This window comes from Kutzneria sp. 744 (genome assembly GCF_000568255.1).
Taxonomy (GTDB): domain Bacteria; phylum Actinomycetota; class Actinomycetes; order Mycobacteriales; family Pseudonocardiaceae; genus Kutzneria.
In genome coordinates, this window is record NZ_KK037166.1 from 9,463,613 (window position 1) to 9,480,845 (window position 17,233).

Genomic DNA, 17,233 nt, shown 5'->3' on the forward strand with positions numbered 1-17,233 from the left:
CGCCAGTGTCGGACAAGGAGCTCAGAATGTCGAGAAAGCGCCTGCAAACGTCTGCCGAAGGAGGACCCCGGTGTCCGACCACCTCGCCACCGATCTGCTGCCCTCGGCCACCCCCGTCCGCTACCTCGCCGAAGACGGCACCCCCGTCGACGGACCCGCCGGCTACACCCAGCCGAGCGTCGAGGAGCTGAAGGACGCGCACCGCCGGATGGTGGTGGGCCGCCGCTTCGACGCCCAGTCGACCGCCCTGACCAAGCAGGGCCGGCTGGCGGTCTACCCGTCCAGCCGCGGCCAGGAGGCGTGCCAGATCGCCGCCGCCATGGTGCTGCGCGAGGACGACTGGCTGTTCCCGACCTACCGCGACAGCATGGCCATGGTCTCCCGGGGTATGGACCCGGTCGAGGTGCTGACGCTGCTCCGCGGTGACGCGCACTGCGGGTACGACCCCAATGCGGCCCGGGTCGCCCCGCAGTGCACCCCCCTTTCCACGCAGACGCTGCACGCCACCGGGCTGGCGTACGCGATGCGGCGCAAGGGAACCGACAGTGCGGTGCTGGCGCTGATCGGCGACGGCGCGACCAGCGAGGGTGACTTCCACGAGGCGCTGAACTTCGCCGCCGTGTTCGAGGCGCCGGTGGTTTTCCTGGTGCAGAACAACAAGTACGCGATCTCCGTGCCGCTGGACAAGCAGAGCGCGGCGCCCTCCCTGGCCTACAAGGGAGTCGGCTACGGCGTGCGCTCCGAGCAGGTCGACGGCAACGACCCCGTCGCCATGCTGGCCGTGTTGCACAAGGCTTTCGAGCACGCCCGCGCCGGCCGGCCGTTCCTGATCGAGGCCCACACCTACCGCATCGAGGCGCACACCAACGCCGACGACGCCACCCGCTACCGTGACAGCGCCGAGGTCGACCGCTGGCTGGACGCGGATCCGTTGGCGCGGCTGGAGAAGCACCTGCGCAACCTGGGCGTCCTGTCCGATGAGGACGTTGCGCAGGCGCAGGCCGAGGGCGAGCGGCTGGCCGCCGACCTGCGCAGCCGGATGAACGCCGAGCCGCACCTCGACCCGATGACGCTGTTCGACCACGTGTACGCCCGGCCGACCACGCAGCTCGTCGAGCAGCGTGACCTGCTGGCCGCCGAGCTCAAGGCCCAGGAGGGCTGATGGCCGCCACCACCATGGCGCAGGCGCTCAACCGCGCCCTGCGCGACGCCATGACGGCCGACGAGCGCGTGCTCGTCTTCGGCGAGGACGTCGGCCAGCTCGGCGGCGTCTTCCGCATCACCGACGGCCTGACCAGGGACTTCGGCGAGCAACGCTGCTTCGACACGCCGCTGGCCGAGGCCGGCATCGTCGGCTTCGCGCTGGGCATGGCCATGGGCGGCTTCAAGCCGGTCGTGGAGATGCAGTTCGACGCCTTCGCCTACCCGGCCTTCGAGCAGATCACCTCGCACGTGGCGAAGATGCGCAACCGGACCCGCGGGCACCTGTCGGTGCCGATGGTCATCCGGGTGCCCTACGCCGGCGGCATCGGTGGCGTGGAGCACCACTGTGACTCCAGCGAGGCGTACTACGTGCACACGCCGGGCCTCAAGGTGGTGTCGCCGGCGACCGTCGACGACGCGTACACGTTGCTGCGCGAGGCGATCGACGACCCGGACCCCGTGATCTTCATGGAGCCGAAGAAGCTCTACTGGTCCAAAGAGGACATCGAGCTCCGGCACATCGACGAGCCGCTCGGGCACGCCGCGATCCGCCGGCACGGCAAGGACGCCACGCTCATCGCCTACGGGCCGTCGGTGCCGGTCGCGTTGCAGGCGGCCGAAGCCGCGGCCGAGGAGGGCGTGGACCTAGAGGTGGTCGACCTGCGCTCGCTGGTGCCGTTCGACGACGACACCGTGATGCGGTCGGTGCGTCGGACCGGGCGTTGCGTCGTCGTGCAGGAGGCTTCGGGTTTTGCCGGCTTCGGCGCGGAGATCGTCGCCCGGATCCAGGAGCGCTGCTTCCATTCGTTGGCAGCGCCGGTGATCCGCGTGTCCGGCTTCGACATTCCTTACCCGCCGCCCATGTTGGAGCACTCGCACCTGCCCAGCGTCGACCGCGTGCTGGACGCCGTGGACCGGTTGCAGTTCACCGACGAGCCCGACCATCGGTATCTCACGGGGGCTCACTCATGACGATGGAACAGCTGTTCCGGCTGCCCGACCTGGGGGAGGGGCTGACCGAGGCCGAGGTGCTGGGCTGGAAGGTCGCCGTCGGCGACACCGTGCACGTCGACCAGGTCGTGATCGAGGTCGAGACGGCCAAGGCCGCCGTCGAGGTGCCCGTGCCGTTCGAGGGCACCGTGCTCAAGCTGTTCGCCGAGGCCGGCGCCGTGGTGTCGGTGGGGGAGCCGCTGATCGCCGTCGGCTCGGCCGCGGAGGCTTCCGAATCCGGCTCCGGCAATGTGCTGATCGGCTACGGCACCAAGGACGCACCCAGCACGCGCCGCCGCCGGGCCAAGGTCGCCACCGTGGCCAAGCCGGTCGAGCCGGCCGTCGCGCAGGCCCCCAAGGTGATCTCCCCGCTGGTGCGGAAACTGGCCCGGGACAACGGGATCGACATCGCGTCGATCACGCCCAGCGGCCCGGACGCCATCGTGCTGCGCAGCGACGTCGAGGCCGCCATCGCCAAGCCCGGCCCGGCCGTCGACGGCGAGCGCATCCCGCTCAAGGGCATGCGGCGGGCCATCGCCGACAAGCTCTCCCGCAGCCGCCGCGAGATTCCCGACGCCACCACCTGGGTCGACGTCGACGCCACCGAGCTCATGGCCGCCCGCAAGGTGATCGGCGTCGGAGTGCTGGCCCTGATGGCCCGCATCTGCGTCGCCGGCCTGGCCCGGTACCCCGAGCTCAATTCCACTGTGGACACCGAGCGGCAGGAGATCGTCCGGCTGCGCTCGGTCAACCTGGGCTTCGCCGTCCAGTCCGACCGGGGCCTCGTCGTGCCCGTCGTGCGGGGCGCCGACCGCCTCACCACCGTGGAGCTGGCCGCCGAGCTCACCCGCCTCACCGAGCTCGCCCGCGCCGGTTCGCTGGCCGTCGAGGACATGACCGGCGGCACCTTCACCCTCAACAACTACGGCGTTTTCGGCGTCGACGGCTCCACGCCCATCATCAACCACCCCGAGGCCGGTCTCCTGGGCGTCGGCCGCATCGTCGACAAGCCCTGGGTCGTCGACGGTCAGCTCGCCGTTCGCAAGGTCACCCAGCTCTCCTTCACCTTCGACCACCGCGTCTGCGACGGCGGCGTCGCCGGCGGTTTCCTCCGCCACGTAGCCGACTGCGTCGAAAACCCCCTCACCCTGCTGAAGGGCCTGTAGGGGATCGCCACCGCCCTTACACGGCCGCGTGTCCGGCCAATGCCGGTTAACGTTTTGCCGGCCGCACCCGAACTAGGAGCGCGAGTATCGGTCGCGGGCGGGTTGTGGGGATGCTGTGAGACGTTGTGCAAGCCATCTGATCGTGTCGAGACGAAGCCCGAGCGGATTGGCGCGCGGCGTTTCGGTTGACTTGAGGAGCCCGGCGGTCGGCACGGTCGCGATGCTGGCGTTCGGGGTTCTCTTGCTGTCCGGCTGCTCCGGCGAGCGGGCACCGGAGGTGAGTCCACCGAGCACGCAGTTCACAAGTTTGAGCGCGGATGGTCGGACGCTGACGGGAATCGCTTTCGCCGGCTCAGCAGAGACCGGCCTCGATGTCTCAGGCCTGACCGTCGACTTCGGCTGCGTGCGGGAGAACAGTTTCGCCGGCACTGATGGCCCGTCCCGCCGGATCAGCCTGCTGCGCCTGGGATGTGCCGAGATCACTGCCGGCAGCTCGAGCCCCGAGGAGCGAACCGCTCAGGACAGCGCCAAGGCGGACCAGCTCGGCCACTGGGCGCCGGGTTTCCCGGTGTCCGCGCTGCGCTGGCTCGGCCAGAACTGGGACAAGGCGTTGGCCGTGCTAGGTTTTCCGCTGGTGGGCTGGATGCTCAAGATCCTCGCGCGGCGGAAACGTGAGCGGCGGGTACACATCGTGCTGGTGGGGCATTCCGCGGCGGGCAAGACGGGTTTGTGGGTGCGCTGGAAGAACCGCACCACGCCTCGGCATGACCTGCCGCCGTCCACCGGCGCCAAGGAGACGCAGGTGGCTCCGTTCCTGCTTGGCCGGTTCACGATCCTACCCAAGATCATCGACGCGGCCGGCGCCGAGCCCTGGCTCATGCGGGACTATCTGTACAGCACTCCGATGCGCGCCAAACGGGTGCTGATCGTCGTCGTCGCGCCGTGTCCGCTCGCGACGCCGACGACGCCCGACCCGGTCGACGCGGACTACGTCTCCCGGCAGGCCGGTTACCTGAACCTTCCACTGTCGGTGTTGGGTGGGGACAACTTCGGAGTCCGGCCGCACTTGGTCATCCTGTTCGCCAGTAAGTTCGACCTGCTGTCAGCGACCGGACCGGGCGATGTGACGAGCACGCAGGCGGTGAAGCGGTACGAGCAGATTTTTGTCGACCACCGTCGGCTGCTGTCCGCGCAATGCAAGCGGGGCAACATTCCGTTCAAGTGGATCATCGGAAGCGCGAACTCCGATTGGGGCACCGTCGAGATCAGGGACGCGATCGAGTCGATGGTGATGGCCAAATGAGCGCCCGGCAGCGTGAGGACCGGGTCGGCACCTTCGCGTGGATCTTTGGGTTCGCAGGTAAGGCGCAGTTCGGGCTGGTCGCAGGGCAACCGTCCGTGCTCGCCGTGGCGGATCAGGAACAGTTGTACGGCATTGCTCGCGCCGTGTCCGACTCCTGCGTCGCCATCGCTGGTGTGGCCGGCATCGCCGACCGTCTTCGAGCATGGGACGTCGTCGCCGTCGGCCTGCCGGTCGACGTGGTCGAGAGGTTCTCCGAAAGAACGGGCATCTCGATCGTGCTGTGTTGCGGAGTGAGCCGTAGCCGGCGGTCGCGCCCTCGGCTCCTGGTGCAGGCCATGCTCGGGCTGCGGGAAACTGTGTGCGTGCTTTTCGGCGAGCGAAAAATTTCGAGTTCCTCGGCCTTCGAACGACTTGCCATGATGCTTCAAGACGACGTGGAGTTCGAATCCGGTCCGCTTGACGGAATGCTCGACAAGGCGGTTGCGGACCTCGCTCGACGGCTGGATCAGCTGGCACTGAGCCGAGTCAACCGATGGTGGCCGTTTTGGCGGCACGGGCCGGAAGTCGTGTTTCCGGATCATCCGGACAACGGCGTCGATTCGCTGGCCGGCCTGTGCCGTACATTGACTGACGGGCTGGCCTTCGACAAGCGTGCCCAGATCGGCTATTTCTTGCCGCTTACGCCGCCGTTTCCCGATGTGCCCCACGTCCAAGGCGTGCTGACGACGTATGAGCGAGCGGCCGACGGTGTGTTCGTCTGCACTCGATGGCACCGCCGTTAGCTACCGGACACGAGCAGAAAAGGCGGCGGGGAGATCCCCGCCGCCTTGGCGTTCATGCCAACCTATTGCCGGCCCAGTGGCCCGGGCGGGCCGTCGCCGCGCTGGCCGGGGCCGCCACGGCCGCGGCGGCGCAGGTAGCGCTCGAAATCGGCGGCGATGGCGTCACCGCTGGTCTCGCTGAGCTGGTTGTCGGCGTCGGCGTCGCCGCGCTCCTCAAGGGCACGGACGTAGTTGCGCACGTCCTCGTCCTCCTCGGCCATCTCGGTGACCGTCACCTCCCACTCCTCGGCCTGCTCGGGCAGCGCGCCGAGCGGCACCTCGATGTCGAGGGCCTCCTCGACCCGGTGCAGCAGCGCGAGCGTGGCCTTGGGGGCGGGGGGCTGCGAGACGTAGTGCGGCACGGCGGCCCAGAAGGAGATGGCCGGCACGCCGGCCTGGACGCACGCGTCCTGGAACACCCCGACGATGCCGGTCGCGCCCTCGTAGCGCGAGCTCTCGAGCCCGAACTTGGCCGCGGAGTTGGCGTCGTAGGCCATGCCGGTGACGGGCACGGGGCGGGTGTGCGGCGTGTCCATCAGCATGGCCCCGAGCGTCACGACGGTGGTCACGCCCAACTGCTCGACGTAGCCCATCAGCTCGGCGCAGAACTTGCGCCACCGCATGTTCGGCTCGATGCCGTGCACGAGCACCACGTCCACCGACGACCCCGGCGGGCGGCAGACCGACAGCCGGGTGGTCGGCCACTCGATCCGCCGCGTGACGCCCTCGACCATCCGGATCGTGGGCCGCGTGACCTGGAAGTCGTAGTAGTCGTCCGGGTCGAGTTCGGCGAGGGGAGTGGCGTCCCAGGTCAGTTCGAGGTGCTCGATCGCGGTGCTGGCGGCGTCGCCGGCGTCGTTCCACCCTTCGAAAGCGGCCACGAGGACGGGGTCGGTGAGCTGACGCTGCTCGGCCGAGGCGCCCTCTGGGTTCAGGTCCGGATCGGTCACCGGTCCAGCCTACGACCTGGGCCGCCGCCGACTCGATCGGTGCACCTCATAACTGCCCGCGCGTCGTAACGCGGGCCCGTCGGCGCAGGGGTGTGGCGCTGGCCGCACCGGGCCCGCGAACCGCAGGCCCGCGGGGTCGGCTCGGTTACGGTTGGACGGGCTTCGACTTCGACAGGCGGGAGTAACCGTGCGCAGGCCGGCGGCGGTCTTGTTCGACATGGACGGCACTCTGATCGACTCCGAGAAGGTCTGGGACGTCTCGCTGGCCGATCTGGCCGCCGGCCTCGGCGGCGTGCTCTCACCGAAGACCAGGGACGTCATGATCGGGTCCAACATGGACCGGACCATGGTGCTGATGTTCGACGACCTCGGGCTGCCGCACGACCGGCTGGCCATGGAGGAGGGCGGCCGGTTTCTCACCAAGCGAACAGAGGAGTTGTTCCGGGACGGCCTGCCGTGGCGGCCCGGCGCGGCCGATCTGCTCGTGGCCGTGAAGGAGGCGGGCATCCCGACGGCGTTGGTCACGTCCACCGAGCGGGCCCTGACCGAGGTCGCCCTGGACACGATCGGCCGTGACTTCTTCGACGTGACCATCTGCGGCGACGAGGTGGACGGCCGCAACAAGCCGCTGCCGGAGCCGTACCTGAAGGCGGCGCGGCTGCTGGGCGTCGACCCGGCCGACTGCGTGGCGGTCGAGGACTCGCCGACCGGCTCGGTGTCGGCCGCTGCCGCGGGCTGCACGGTGCTGGTCGTGCCGTGCGACGTGGATGTGCCGATCGGGCCGAACATGGTGCACCGCGAGTCACTGGTCGGCGTGGACGTGTCGGTTCTCGGGGCACTGCTGGGCCGGTGATTTCGCCGCCCTCGGGTGGTATATCACCGGTTCGGGTGGCATTCTGGCTGGTACTACCGGGGACGGGACGGGCGCCGCGGGCCGATCGGGCCCGCGGCGCCCGAGTTGTTTTCCCCGGTATTTTTGCGAAACGAGACGGGTTCGTTTTCGGGTGTGGCGGACGCGACCGCCGACGGAATTGCCTTACCGATCGGTAGCGGATCTCCTTGACGGCACGTGATTTTTCGTCGACGACAGGAGCCGCCGCCGTGAGGGCGTCCATTCGCAGCAACGCCCCCGTCCGCAACGCCGCCATGCTCGGCATCGGCGCCTACCGGCCGCGGCTGGTCGTGGACAACGACCAGGTGGCCGGGCTCATCGACTCGTCCGACGAATGGATCCGCACCCGGTCCGGGATCCGCTGCCGCCGCTGGGCCGGCGAGGACGAGACGATCGTCGAGATGGCCACGGCGGCCGCGGCTGAGGCGATCGAGCGCAGCGGCGTCGACCCGGAGCGCATCGGCTGCGTGCTGCTGGCGACGATCTCCAACCTGAAGCAGACGCCGGCGGCGGCCAGCGAGGTCGCCACCCGGGTCGGCGCGGTCAACGCCGGCGCCATGGACATCTCCGCCGCCTGTGCCGGCTTCTGCTACGGCCTCGCGCTGGCCGGCGACATCGTGCGCGGCGGCAGCGCGGAGTACGTGCTGCTGATCGGCGTGGAGCGGATGACCGACCTGATCGACGACCGCGATCGCGGGCACCGCCTTCCTGTTCGCCGACGGCGCCGGCGCGGCGGTCGTCGGCGGCAGCGACGAGCCCGGCATCGGGCCGGTGGTGTGGGGAAGCGACGGCAGCCAGTCGGAGCTGATCAGCCAGGACCACAGCTGGCTGGACTGGCGGGACCAGCTGGCCAAGGACCCGTCGGCCGAGGCGCCCGCGCTGCGCATGAAGGGGCAGCCCGTGTTCCGCTGGGCGACCGTGGAGATGGCCAAGGTCGCCCGCCGCACCCTGGAGGTGGCCGGCATCGACGTGGCCGACCTGGACGCCTTCATCCCGCATCAGGCCAACGACCGGATCACCGAGGGGCTGGCGCGGTCGCTGCGGCTGCCGGCGTCGGTGGCGATCGCCCGCGACGTGATCGAGCAGGGCAACACGTCCGCCGCGTCGGTCCCGCTGGCCATCGACACGATGATGGCCTCGGGGGCCGTGCGCAGCGGCGACACCGCCCTGTTGTTGGGCTTCGGCGCTGGTCTGAGCTTCGCCGGGCAGGTTGTCGTGCTGCCGTGAGCACCGTCCGGCTTGTTGCAAGAGATTTGCAAATAGCATTCGAGTGAACTGATCCGGTTCTCCGCGCGAAGTGATCTGGTGACCCGACTCGCGCCAGTTCGTACCTTGTGTCTGGAGACCCGGATCATGACAAGTCTTTCCCCAGTGTCGCGCCGCAAGCTGCTGCGCGGCGCACTGGCCGTCGGCGCCGCCGGTGTCGTCGGCGGTGTCGCCGTCGAGGCGTTCACCACCGGCGCGTCGGCGCAGACCGACTCGCAGGCCGCGGGCGGCGACGCCGAGCCCGTGGTCGCGCACGTCCGGGACGTCGCGTCGGGGGACATCGACATCTTCGTCGGCACCAAGCTGGTCCGGCTCAAAGACCCGCAACTGGCCGCCCGACTGGCCCAGGCCGCCCGCTGACGAGGAGTTTGACGTTGTCATCGCACCGCGAAGCCCCCGAGATCTCGCAGGACCCGGTCGCCGACTCGGCCGACCTGTACGCGTTCGTCAGCCCCGACGCGCCCAACACCGTCACGCTGATCGCGAACTACGTGCCGCTCCAGTCGCCCGCCGCCGGCCCGAACTTCTGGGAGTTCGGCGAGGACGTGCTGTACGAGATCAACATCGACAACGACGGCGACGGCCGGGCCGATGTGACCTACCAGTTCCGGTTCAAGACCGAACTGGGCAACAACAACACGTTCCTGTACAACACCGGCCCGATCCAGTCGCTGGACTCGCCGAACTGGAACCGCAAGCAGTTCTACGACGTCACGCGGATCAGCAAGGGCTACAGCCAGAAGCTCGGCGCCCACCTGCCCAGCCCGCCGTGCAACATCGGGCCACTGTCCACTCCGAACTACAGCAAGCTGGCCCAGGACGCCGTGCGCGACCTCGGCGGCGGCCGCAAGGTGTTCGCGGGACAGCGTTCCGACGGCTTCTACGTCGACCTCGGGGCGATCTTCGACCTCGGCCGGCTGCGCCCGTTCGACGCCGCCCACAACAACTTCGGGCTGGCCAAGCTGGTCAACTCCGGCGGCGTGAACGCCACCAAGGACCTCAACGTGCACACCATCGCGTTGCAGGTGCCCATCTCCGACCTGACCCGCGGCGGCTACAACGCCAAGGACGTCAACAACCCGGCCGCCGTCATCGGGGTGTGGACCGCCGCCCGCCGGCAGCAGGTCAAGCTGTGGGACGACGTCAAGCGCCGCCACGAGTACTCCGGGCCGTGGACCCAGGTGTCCCGGCTGGGCAACCCGCTCGTCAACGAGGTGCTGATTCCCATGTCCCGCAAGGACGAGTGGAATCATTCGCAGCCGTCCGACGACAAGAACTTCGCCCAGTTCGTGACCAAGCCCGAGCTGGCCGGCCTGCTGCCCGTGCTGTACCCGGGCGCCTTCCCCAACCTGGACGCCCTGAACAAGTCCGGCAAGTCCCGCGACGACCTCGCCGCCGTGTTGCTGACCGGCCTGCCTTCCGGTGTCGTGAACGGCTTCCAGAACAACACCGGCCACGTCCAGGCCGACATGCTGCGCCTGAACACCGCCGTGCCGCCGGCCATGAAGCCCAACATCCTCGGCGTCGTCGGCGGCGACCTGGCCGGCTTCCCCAACGGCCGCCGCGTCTACGACGACGTAGTGTCGATCGAGCTCCGCGCCATCGCCGGCGTCACCTTCAGCCTCATCGACAAGAACTTCAAGCCCGACGCCGTCGCCGGCCAGCTGACCGACGGCCTCACGCCCGCCAACCTCGACATCCAGTTCATGCCGCACTTCCCGTTCCTGGGCGTGCCCCACGACGGCTTCGACACCCCGGCGAAGTAGGAGCGTCCCCCTTGGCTGACAGCCTCGTCCTCGACATCGGCGGCGACATCGGCGCCCTGGTCATCCACACCGGGCCCGACCTCGACTCCGCCGAGATCGAGCTCAGCCCCGTCGGTTCCGACCACCAGCGGTTCCACAACCAGGTCCACGCCCGGCACCTCCCCGACGGCATCCGCCACAACGCCGTCTTCCCCCGCGTCCACGCCGGCACCTACAACATCTGGCGCGACCACCACACCCTCCACGGCACCATCACCGTCGAGGGCGGGCGAGTGGCGGAGTACACCTGGTGACGCGGCGCGGCGAGGCCCGTCAGGCCCGGTGAGCGGAGCCGCCAAGCCCAGCGAAAACGCGAGTCCCGTCCTCAGGCCAGCTGCCTTCACGGCGCTGGATCCGTCACAGGCCTGAGGGCGGGACTCGGCGCGGTATCCAAGGGCCGACTCGCGCATCGGAACCGGCATCATGCTTGCCCGAGAGCCGGACTCGCGGTGGTCTGCCTGAAACCGTATTTCGGTGTGCCCGAGAGCGGGACTCGCGGGGGGATTAGGCGGCGAAGACGGCGTGGACGGCGGCGGCGCCGGTTTCCTCGGCGCGGCGGAGGCGGGGGATGTTGGTGGTGAGGCCGTTGACGCCGCAGTCGGTGGCGGGGCGCAACGCCAACAAGCCCTTGCCGGTCAACAGCTGCATGGCGGTGGCGTGCTTCTCGGCGCGGCGGCGCAGCGCCTCGGCGACCACGGGGTCGAGGCCGCGGGCGACGACGGACATGAGGGGGTGCTCGCCGCCCTTGAGGGACTTCTCGGTGGGGGCACGGGAAAGCAGCACGAGGACGTGAGTGGCGGAGCGCTCAAGGGCCCGCTCGATGGCGATGGGCTCGGCGACGGAGCCGTCGATCCACTGGGCGCCTTGCAGCGAAATTGCGGGCCCGCAGAGGAAAGGGATGCAGGAGGTGGCGCAGAGGGCGGCCCGCCAGTCGTCGGCGGTGGACAGGCCGGAGAGCTCCTCGGCGACGCCGGTGTCGAGGCGGGTGGCAACGGTGCGGACGGGGATGTCGGAGTTGGCCAACAGCTCGTAGTCGAGGGGCTTGGCCTTCTCCAGCACGTGCTCGACGAGGTAGTCGAGGCTGATCAAGGGTCCACGGCCGGTGAGCGCGCGGCGGTAGTTGATGAAGTCGCTGGAGGCGAGGTCCTCGTAGTACACGGCGCCGGCCTTGGAGCCCTCGCCGATGGCCAGCGCCACGGCGGAGAAGGCGCCGGCGGAGGTGCCGTAGACGTCGTCGAACGCGTCGCGCATGCCGAGGGACTCCAGGGCGGAGACCATGCCGCCGGCGTAGACGCCCCGCATGCCGCCGCCCTCGACGACGAGCGCCACCCGAAGGTCGTCCTCGCGCTTGCCGGGTCGGCTGCCGGCGGCCCGTCGGGTCCGCAGCACGTCCAACACGTCCCGGTCGCCGTGCACGAAGTCCAACGCGCCCCCCAAGTCCTCAGGCGGCGCTCACAGCCCGCTTGGCCAGCAGGTCCCGGACTTCCCGGGCCGCCGCACGTCCTGCCCTCGTCGCCCCCACCGTACTAGCCGACGGACCGTACCCGACCAGGTGAACCCGAGGATCCAGGACGACGCGGGTGCCGTCCATGAGAATGCCACCGCCGGGGGCACGAAGGTGCAGCGGCCGAAGGTGGTCGAGGGCAGCGCGGAATCCGGTGGCCCAGAGGATCACATCGGCCCTCACGTGCCGGCCGTCGTCCCAGGTCACGCCGTCGGGCACGACCCGGTCGAACATCGGCAGCCGCTCCATCACACCGCGGGCCCGTGCCTCGGCGACGTCGGGGGTCACACCCAATCCGGTCACGCCGACCACGCTGACGGGTGGCAGCCCGGCCCGTACGCGCTCGTCGACCAGGGCCACGGCGGCCCGGCCGTCCTGCTCCTTGAACGGTCCCTCACGCCAGATCGGCGGCTGCCGCGTCACCCACGTCGTTGAGGCCCCGACCAGGGAGATCTCGGCGAGTGCCTGAGTCGCCGAGGCCCCGCCGCCGACCACGACCACGCGCTTGCCGGTCATCTCCTCCGGGCCGTTGTAGTCGAACGTGTGCAGCTGACGGCCCGCGAACGACGCCTGCCCGGGGTAGTGCGGCCAGAACGGCCGCTCCCAGGTCCCGGTCGCGTTGACCACGGCCCGGGCCACCCATTCACCCTTATCGGTGACAACAAGGAGCCGGCCATCGCCGTTCTCCCGGACGGCCATCACCCGGACCGGTCGTTTCACCGGCACCGAATTCCGCAGCTCGAAGGCCTCGAAGTACTCGGACACGACCTCCGACGCCGGCCGCGACGCGTCGGGCTTGCCCAGTGGCATGTCCGGCAGGTCGTGGATGCCGTGGACCTTCCCCAGACGCAGCGACGGCCACCGGTGCTGCCACGCCCCACCAGGGCCTGGAGCCCCGTCCAACACGACGTGCTCGACGCCGTAGTGGCGCAGGAAGTAGCTGGCCGACAGCCCCGCCTGACCGGCTCCGATCACCACTGCGTCGATTTCTCGCGCGTCAACGGCCACACCCTTGCCAACCGCTGCGGCAATCGGGTGCTTCCGCGCCGCCTGTCGGTTTGCTCACACCGGGCCGTATCAGCGCCGACGGCCACGGCTCATGGACAGCGAGGAGGGGAGACCGAAATGTTCACCATGACCTTCTGGCAGTGCACCCTCGAACGGGCGATGAAAACGTTCTGCCAAACCCTGGTTGCTGTTCTCGGAGCGGGAAGCGTCGGTTTGCTGAACGCTGCGTGGACCACGTCGCTGTCCACCGCCGGCATGGCCGCGCTGCTGTCCGTGCTGACGTCGGTCGGGTCCGCCCCGCTGGGCAAACCCGGCAGCCCGAGCCTGCTCCCGCCGCAGCGTGAGGCCACCCCCAGGTAGGCGGCGGCCGGGCCCGTGATGGGAGGATCAGCCCCCGTGAAGACGTTCGACGAGCTGTTCGCGGAGCTGACCGACCGCAAGAAGGACCGCCCGGCCGGTTCGGGCACGGTGGCGGCGCTGGACGACGGCATCCATGCCCAGGGCAAGAAGGTCCTGGAGGAGGCCGGCGAGGTGTGGATCGCGGCCGAGCATGAGTCCGACGAGCGGCTGGCCGAGGAGATATCCCAGTTGCTCTACCGCGTCCAGGTGTTGATGCTGGGCCGCGACCTGACCCTCGACGACGTCTACCGCCACCTATGAGCGACAACGGGAGTAAGCAGATGCTGCGCGTCGCGGTGCCCAACAAGGGCGCCCTTGCCGAGAAGTCCGCCGAGATGCTGGCCGAGGCGGGCTACCGGGGACGCCATGAGCAGCGCGACCTCACCGTGCTCGACCTGGCCAACGACGTCGAGTTCTTCTTCCTGCGGCCCAAGGACATCGCCATCTACGTCGGGTCCGGCCAGCTGGACCTGGGCATCACCGGCCTCGACCTGGCCCGGGACTCCGGCGCGGGCGTCGAGCCCACGCTGGAGCTGGGCTTCGGCGGCTCGAACTTCCGCTACGCCGGCCCGGCCGGCCGGGACTGGAAGGTCGAGGACCTGCAGGGCATGCGGCTGGCCACGGCCTACCCGCGGCTGGTCGTGGACGACCTGAGCCGGCGCGGCATCGAGGCCGACGTGATCCGGCTCGACGGCGCGGTCGAGATCTCGGTGCAGCTGGGCGTGGCCGACGTCATTGCCGACGTGGTCGGCTCCGGCCGCACGCTGCGCCAGCACAACCTGGTGGCCTTCGGCGACGTGATCTGCAAGTCCGAGGCGATCCTGGTGCAGCGCGAGGGCTCGGAGCTCACGCCGGCCAAGGCGCAGCTCACTGCCCGGCTGCGCGGCGTGGTGCTGGCCCAGCAGTACCTGATGCTGGACTACGACTGCCCGAAGGCGCTGCTGGAGCAGGCGCTCAAGACCACGCCGGGCCTGGAGTCGCCGACGGTCGCGCCGCTGGCCGACGAGAACTGGAACGCGGTGCGGGCGATGGTGTCCCGCAAGGACGCCAACCAGATCATGGACGAGCTGTCGGCGCTGGGCGCGAAGGCGATCCTGGCCTCCGACATCCGCTCGTGCCGACTGTGATCCTGCCGGCTCCGAGCACACGGGGGTGCTGACCGCGTTCGTGCCCATCTGGGCGCTGACCGTGCTCGGCTATCTCGTCGCCCGGTCCGGCGTGCTCGGCGACCGCGCCGAGCTGGTGCTGGGCCGGCTGGTGTTCCACGTGGCGATGCCGGCGGTCCTGTTCACGACGTTGAGCAGGACGCCGGTGTCCCGGCTGCTGACGCCGGCCATCGCCGTGTTCGCCATCGGCACCCTGGTCGTCGGCGTCGGCGCGCTGGCGGCCAGCCGCTGGCTGTTCGGCCGGAGCCTGGCCGAGCAGTCGATCGGCGCGATGGCCGCCTGCTACGTCAACTCGGCCAACCTGGGCGTTCCGGTGGCGATCTCCGTGCTCGGCGACGCCTCGTTCATCGTCACGGTGCTGCTGTTCCAGGTGCTGCTGGTGACGCCGGTCGTGCTCACCCTGGTCGAACTGGACGTCTCCGCCAAGGCGGGCAATCGCTGGCGGGAGATGCTCACGCTCCCGGTGCGAAACCCGATCATCGCCGCGTCCGCGCTCGGCGTCGTGGTCAGCGCCCTCGGCTGGCGCCTACCGGACCTGGTGAACGGTCCGTTGACGCAGCTCGGCACCGCGGCGTTGCCGATCGCCCTGCTCGTGCTGGGCATGTCCCTGCACAGCCGTGAGCAGCGCGAACCCGCTAACCGGCGGGAGCTGTGGGTGACCGTGCTGCTCAAGGCCGTCGCGCAGCCGCTGGTCGCGTTTCTCGCCGGCGAGGCGCTCGGCCTGGACGGGCACCTGCTGCTTGCCGTGGTGCTGTGCTCCGCGCTGCCGACCGCGCAGAACGTGTTCGTCTACGCCCACCAGTACGCCCTGGACACGCGGTTGCCGCGCAACGCCGTGCTGCTGTCCACCGTGCTGTCCATGATCACCCTGTCCGGCGTCACAGTGTTCATGCATGCCTAGTGCAACGATCCCGGCCATGCCCGGGAACACGATCGAGCACACCCTGGACATCGCGCTGGCGGCGGTGCCCGCACCACGTCGGATCCTCGACGTCGGCTGCGGGCCCGGCACGCTGCTTCGACTACTGGCCCGGCGGGCGCCGCAGGCCGAGGCCCTGGTCGGCATCGACGCCGCGGCCGAGGTCGTGAAGGCCGCCTCGGCGGCGACGGGCCTCGACCCGCGCATCCGCTACGGCAACGCCTTCGCCGAGCACCTGCCGTTCGCCGACGGTGGCTTCGACCTGGTGGTCAGCACCGCGTCGTTCGACCACTGGCACGACCAGCGCCAGGGCCTGGCCGAATGCGCCCGCATGCTGGTACCCGGCGGCACCCTCGTGCTCAGCGACGCGTTCTCGCCGCTACTGGGACCGTCGGCGTGGTTGCGGCACCGGGCGCGGACCCGCGGCAGCGCCGACCGGCTGCTCACGGCCGTCGGCTTCCGCGAGCCGACCTGGCACGCGTCCCTGCTCACCGCCACCGTCGTGGCGACGACCCAGACCGCTTAGACAGCCGCCAGCGCGGCGATGGCGTCCGGGATCGTGGCGTGCACCTGGAACGCCGGCATCAGGCCGCTGACCTGGAGCGGACGCAGCACCACCCGGTGGCCGCCGACCAGGCGCAGGTCGACGCCGGAGTCGTTGGCCCGGTCCCGTGCCGTCAGCAGCACGCGCAGACCGGTCGAGCCGAGGAAGCTCACCCGGTCCAGGTCCACGATCACCGCCGGCGCTCCGCTGCCGACGGCCTGGCCCAGCTCCGCCTCGGCGACGTCGGCGGTCGACAGGTCGAGCTCGCCGCTGACGTGCACGACGACGGCGTCGCCGGCGGGCTCGGTGCGGACCGTGATCAGGTCGAAGTCCTCGACGGACATGCGCGCTCCCTTCGCTCGACCACCTGGAGTGACCGGGCGTGCGGGTCGGGTGAACGACAGCCTAGTCCGCTCGGTCCAGCGCGGTCTCCACCCCGGGGTCCGGCTCCGGCCAGCCGGGGTAGGGCGGCGGCGTGCCGCCGAACTCCGGGCACAGCGCCTTGTGGTCGCACCAGTCGCACAGGCGGCTGCGGTTGGGCCGGAAATCACCGGTCTTGCCGGCCTTGAGAATGGCGTTCCAGATCGCCTCCAGCGTGCGCTCGAATCGCCTCAGCTCGGCCTCGTCGGGCTGATAGGCCAGGTTCTGGCGGTCCGACAGGTACATCAGCAGCAGCTGCCGCGGCACCACGCCGCGCAGCCGCCACAGCACCAGCGCGTAGAACTTCATCTGGAACATGGCCTTGGCCTCGCCGATCTCCCGCGGCGCGGCCCCCGTCTTGTAGTCGACGACCCGGATCTCGCCGGTCGGCGCCACGTCCAGGCGGTCGATGTAGCCGCGCAGCAGCATGCCCGAGGGCAGCTCGGCCTCCACCAGCAGCTCGCACGCCTCCGGCTCCAGCCGCCGCGGGTCCTCCAGGCCGAAATAGCTGGTCAGCATGCCCTCGGCCGAGGCCAGCCACTCGGTGAGCTCCTCCTCCTGCCCGAACAGGTCGGCCAGCTCCGCCCGCTCGGCCAGCAGGTCCCGCCAGGCCGGCCCGAGCAGCTCCTTGGCCGTGTCCGGCACCCGTTCGCCGGCCGGCAGCCCGAACAGGCGCTCCAGCACCGAGTGCACCACCGTGCCCCGGATCTGCGCCTTGGTCGGCTTCTCCGGCAGCCGGTCCACCGCCCGGAACCGGTAGAGCAGCGGGCACTGCTTGAAATCGCTGGCCCGCGACGGGGACAGCGCCGGCCTGCGCACCACCTTCTCCATGACAGAAACGCTACCCAGCCGGTCTGACAGTGTTGATGCCGCCCGT

20 protein-coding genes and 1 pseudogene are annotated in these 17,233 nt (G+C 70.0%); 16 read left to right on the forward strand and 5 right to left on the reverse strand.

What is annotated here, in order from left to right; genetic code table 11:
- The first annotated feature begins 70 nt into the window (after positions 1-70).
- The 5 genes from pdhA to KUTG_RS43295 all read left to right on the forward strand — a co-directional run bounded on the left by pdhA (position 71) and on the right by KUTG_RS43295 (position 5,444).
- Positions 71-1,162 (forward strand): pyruvate dehydrogenase (acetyl-transferring) E1 component subunit alpha, encoded by a 1,092-nt coding sequence (gene pdhA, locus KUTG_RS43275; protein WP_043725434.1) that lies wholly within the window; start codon positions 71-73, stop codon positions 1,160-1,162.
- On the forward strand, positions 1,162-2,175 hold the full coding sequence (locus KUTG_RS43280; RefSeq protein ID WP_043725437.1) for an alpha-ketoacid dehydrogenase subunit beta: 1,014 nt from the start codon (positions 1,162-1,164) through the stop codon (positions 2,173-2,175). The genes pdhA and KUTG_RS43280 overlap by 1 nt, the downstream gene beginning before the upstream one ends.
- On the forward strand, positions 2,172-3,359 hold the full coding sequence (locus KUTG_RS43285; RefSeq protein ID WP_043725438.1) for a dihydrolipoamide acetyltransferase family protein: 1,188 nt from the start codon (positions 2,172-2,174) through the stop codon (positions 3,357-3,359). The genes KUTG_RS43280 and KUTG_RS43285 overlap by 4 nt, the downstream gene beginning before the upstream one ends.
- Before the next feature lie 166 nt (positions 3,360-3,525).
- Entirely contained in the window at positions 3,526-4,662 is a 1,137-nt protein-coding gene (locus tag KUTG_RS43290) for a hypothetical protein (protein ID WP_043725440.1), read from the forward strand.
- A complete protein-coding gene (locus KUTG_RS43295; RefSeq protein WP_043725442.1) occupies positions 4,659-5,444 on the forward strand; it encodes a hypothetical protein in 786 nt (261 codons plus the stop codon). The genes KUTG_RS43290 and KUTG_RS43295 overlap by 4 nt, the downstream gene beginning before the upstream one ends.
- A gap of 62 nt (positions 5,445-5,506) precedes the next feature.
- On the opposite strand, the gene KUTG_RS43300 is transcribed toward KUTG_RS43295, so the two are convergent.
- Positions 5,507-6,433, reverse strand: coding sequence for a PAC2 family protein (locus tag KUTG_RS43300; protein WP_043725443.1), 927 nt, complete (start codon positions 6,431-6,433; stop codon positions 5,507-5,509).
- 217 nt (positions 6,434-6,650) lie between these two features.
- Here KUTG_RS43300 and KUTG_RS43305 point away from each other — a divergent pair, with 217 nt between their 5' ends.
- From KUTG_RS43305 to KUTG_RS43325, 6 genes and pseudogenes are all read left to right on the forward strand, one after another.
- A complete protein-coding gene (locus KUTG_RS43305) occupies positions 6,651-7,286 on the forward strand; it encodes an HAD family hydrolase (protein WP_043725445.1) in 636 nt (211 codons plus the stop codon).
- A 440-nt stretch (positions 7,287-7,726) separates the two neighbouring features.
- A pseudogene (locus KUTG_RS66705) lies at positions 7,727-7,960 on the forward strand (3-oxoacyl-ACP synthase); the annotation flags it as partial.
- Between the two features lie 136 nt (positions 7,961-8,096).
- Complete coding sequence (locus tag KUTG_RS66710; protein WP_369794577.1) at positions 8,097-8,552, forward strand: 3-oxoacyl-[acyl-carrier-protein] synthase III C-terminal domain-containing protein; 456 nt, start codon at positions 8,097-8,099, stop codon at positions 8,550-8,552.
- Between the two features lie 126 nt (positions 8,553-8,678).
- Positions 8,679-8,951: a twin-arginine translocation signal domain-containing protein gene (locus tag KUTG_RS43315; RefSeq protein WP_157495201.1), complete on the forward strand. Its 273-nt coding sequence runs from the start codon at positions 8,679-8,681 to the stop codon at positions 8,949-8,951.
- A gap of 14 nt (positions 8,952-8,965) precedes the next feature.
- The gene (locus tag KUTG_RS43320) at positions 8,966-10,357 is read left to right on the forward strand and encodes a DUF4331 domain-containing protein (protein ID WP_043732692.1); all 1,392 of its coding nucleotides are present in this window, start codon (positions 8,966-8,968) and stop codon (positions 10,355-10,357) included.
- 11 nt (positions 10,358-10,368) lie between these two features.
- Positions 10,369-10,650: a hypothetical protein gene (locus KUTG_RS43325; protein ID WP_043725447.1), complete on the forward strand. Its 282-nt coding sequence runs from the start codon at positions 10,369-10,371 to the stop codon at positions 10,648-10,650.
- Between the two features lie 250 nt (positions 10,651-10,900).
- Here KUTG_RS43325 and KUTG_RS43330 read toward each other — a convergent pair whose 3' ends face one another.
- Both KUTG_RS43330 and KUTG_RS43335 read right to left on the reverse strand, forming a co-directional pair.
- Positions 10,901-11,833, reverse strand: coding sequence for a patatin-like phospholipase family protein (locus KUTG_RS43330; RefSeq protein ID WP_052396090.1), 933 nt, complete (start codon positions 11,831-11,833; stop codon positions 10,901-10,903).
- Between the two features lie 4 nt (positions 11,834-11,837).
- Positions 11,838-12,875 carry an NAD(P)-binding domain-containing protein gene (locus KUTG_RS43335; RefSeq protein WP_369794578.1) on the reverse strand — a complete coding sequence of 346 codons (1,038 nt, stop codon included), beginning with the start codon at positions 12,873-12,875 and terminating at the stop codon, positions 11,838-11,840.
- A gap of 150 nt (positions 12,876-13,025) precedes the next feature.
- Here KUTG_RS43335 and KUTG_RS43340 point away from each other — a divergent pair, with 150 nt between their 5' ends.
- The 5 genes from KUTG_RS43340 to KUTG_RS54690 are packed head-to-tail and all read left to right on the forward strand — an operon-like array spanning position 13,026 to position 15,918.
- Positions 13,026-13,268 carry a holin gene (locus KUTG_RS43340; protein ID WP_043725449.1) on the forward strand — a complete coding sequence of 81 codons (243 nt, stop codon included), beginning with the start codon at positions 13,026-13,028 and terminating at the stop codon, positions 13,266-13,268.
- Positions 13,269-13,304: 36 nt separating this feature from the next.
- Positions 13,305-13,568 (forward strand): phosphoribosyl-ATP diphosphatase, encoded by a 264-nt coding sequence (locus tag KUTG_RS43345; RefSeq protein ID WP_043725451.1) that lies wholly within the window; start codon positions 13,305-13,307, stop codon positions 13,566-13,568.
- A gap of 20 nt (positions 13,569-13,588) precedes the next feature.
- The gene (gene hisG, locus KUTG_RS43350; protein ID WP_043725454.1) at positions 13,589-14,434 is read left to right on the forward strand and encodes an ATP phosphoribosyltransferase; all 846 of its coding nucleotides are present in this window, start codon (positions 13,589-13,591) and stop codon (positions 14,432-14,434) included.
- A gap of 25 nt (positions 14,435-14,459) precedes the next feature.
- Positions 14,460-15,374 carry an AEC family transporter gene (locus tag KUTG_RS43355; RefSeq protein WP_043725457.1) on the forward strand — a complete coding sequence of 305 codons (915 nt, stop codon included), beginning with the start codon at positions 14,460-14,462 and terminating at the stop codon, positions 15,372-15,374.
- Positions 15,367-15,918 carry a class I SAM-dependent methyltransferase gene (locus KUTG_RS54690; RefSeq protein WP_084580481.1) on the forward strand — a complete coding sequence of 184 codons (552 nt, stop codon included), beginning with the start codon at positions 15,367-15,369 and terminating at the stop codon, positions 15,916-15,918. Before KUTG_RS43355 ends, KUTG_RS54690 begins: the two co-directional genes overlap by 8 nt.
- On the opposite strand, the gene KUTG_RS43365 is transcribed toward KUTG_RS54690, so the two are convergent.
- The gene (locus tag KUTG_RS43365) at positions 15,915-16,280 is read right to left on the reverse strand and encodes an STAS domain-containing protein (RefSeq protein WP_043725460.1); all 366 of its coding nucleotides are present in this window, start codon (positions 16,278-16,280) and stop codon (positions 15,915-15,917) included. The two genes, KUTG_RS54690 and KUTG_RS43365, sit on opposite strands and share 4 nt — an antisense overlap.
- A gap of 61 nt (positions 16,281-16,341) precedes the next feature.
- Positions 16,342-17,187 carry a RecB family exonuclease gene (locus KUTG_RS43370; protein ID WP_052396092.1) on the reverse strand — a complete coding sequence of 282 codons (846 nt, stop codon included), beginning with the start codon at positions 17,185-17,187 and terminating at the stop codon, positions 16,342-16,344.
- Positions 17,188-17,233 lie beyond the last annotated feature (46 nt).

What these genes read in the sequence shown, in the direction of transcription:
- KUTG_RS43280 (WP_043725437.1), top strand. Translation starts at nt 1,162, where the DNA reads ATGGCCGCCACCACCATGGCGCAGGCGCTCAACCGCGCCCTGCGCGAC.
- KUTG_RS43285 (WP_043725438.1), top strand. Translation starts at nt 2,172, where the DNA reads ATGACGATGGAACAGCTGTTCCGGCTGCCCGACCTGGGGGAGGGGCTG.
- KUTG_RS43295 (WP_043725442.1), top strand. Translation starts at nt 4,659, where the DNA reads ATGAGCGCCCGGCAGCGTGAGGACCGGGTCGGCACCTTCGCGTGGATC.
- KUTG_RS43305 (WP_043725445.1), top strand. Translation starts at nt 6,651, where the DNA reads ATGGACGGCACTCTGATCGACTCCGAGAAGGTCTGGGACGTCTCGCTG.
- KUTG_RS43315 (WP_157495201.1), top strand. Translation starts at nt 8,679, where the DNA reads ATGACAAGTCTTTCCCCAGTGTCGCGCCGCAAGCTGCTGCGCGGCGCA.
- KUTG_RS43340 (WP_043725449.1), top strand. Translation starts at nt 13,026, where the DNA reads ATGTTCACCATGACCTTCTGGCAGTGCACCCTCGAACGGGCGATGAAA.
- hisG (WP_043725454.1), top strand. Translation starts at nt 13,589, where the DNA reads ATGCTGCGCGTCGCGGTGCCCAACAAGGGCGCCCTTGCCGAGAAGTCC.
- KUTG_RS54690 (WP_084580481.1), top strand. Translation starts at nt 15,367, where the DNA reads ATGCCTAGTGCAACGATCCCGGCCATGCCCGGGAACACGATCGAGCAC.
- KUTG_RS43365 (WP_043725460.1), bottom strand. Translation starts at nt 16,280, where the DNA reads ATGTCCGTCGAGGACTTCGACCTGATCACGGTCCGCACCGAGCCCGCC.
- KUTG_RS43370 (WP_052396092.1), bottom strand. Translation starts at nt 17,187, where the DNA reads ATGGAGAAGGTGGTGCGCAGGCCGGCGCTGTCCCCGTCGCGGGCCAGC.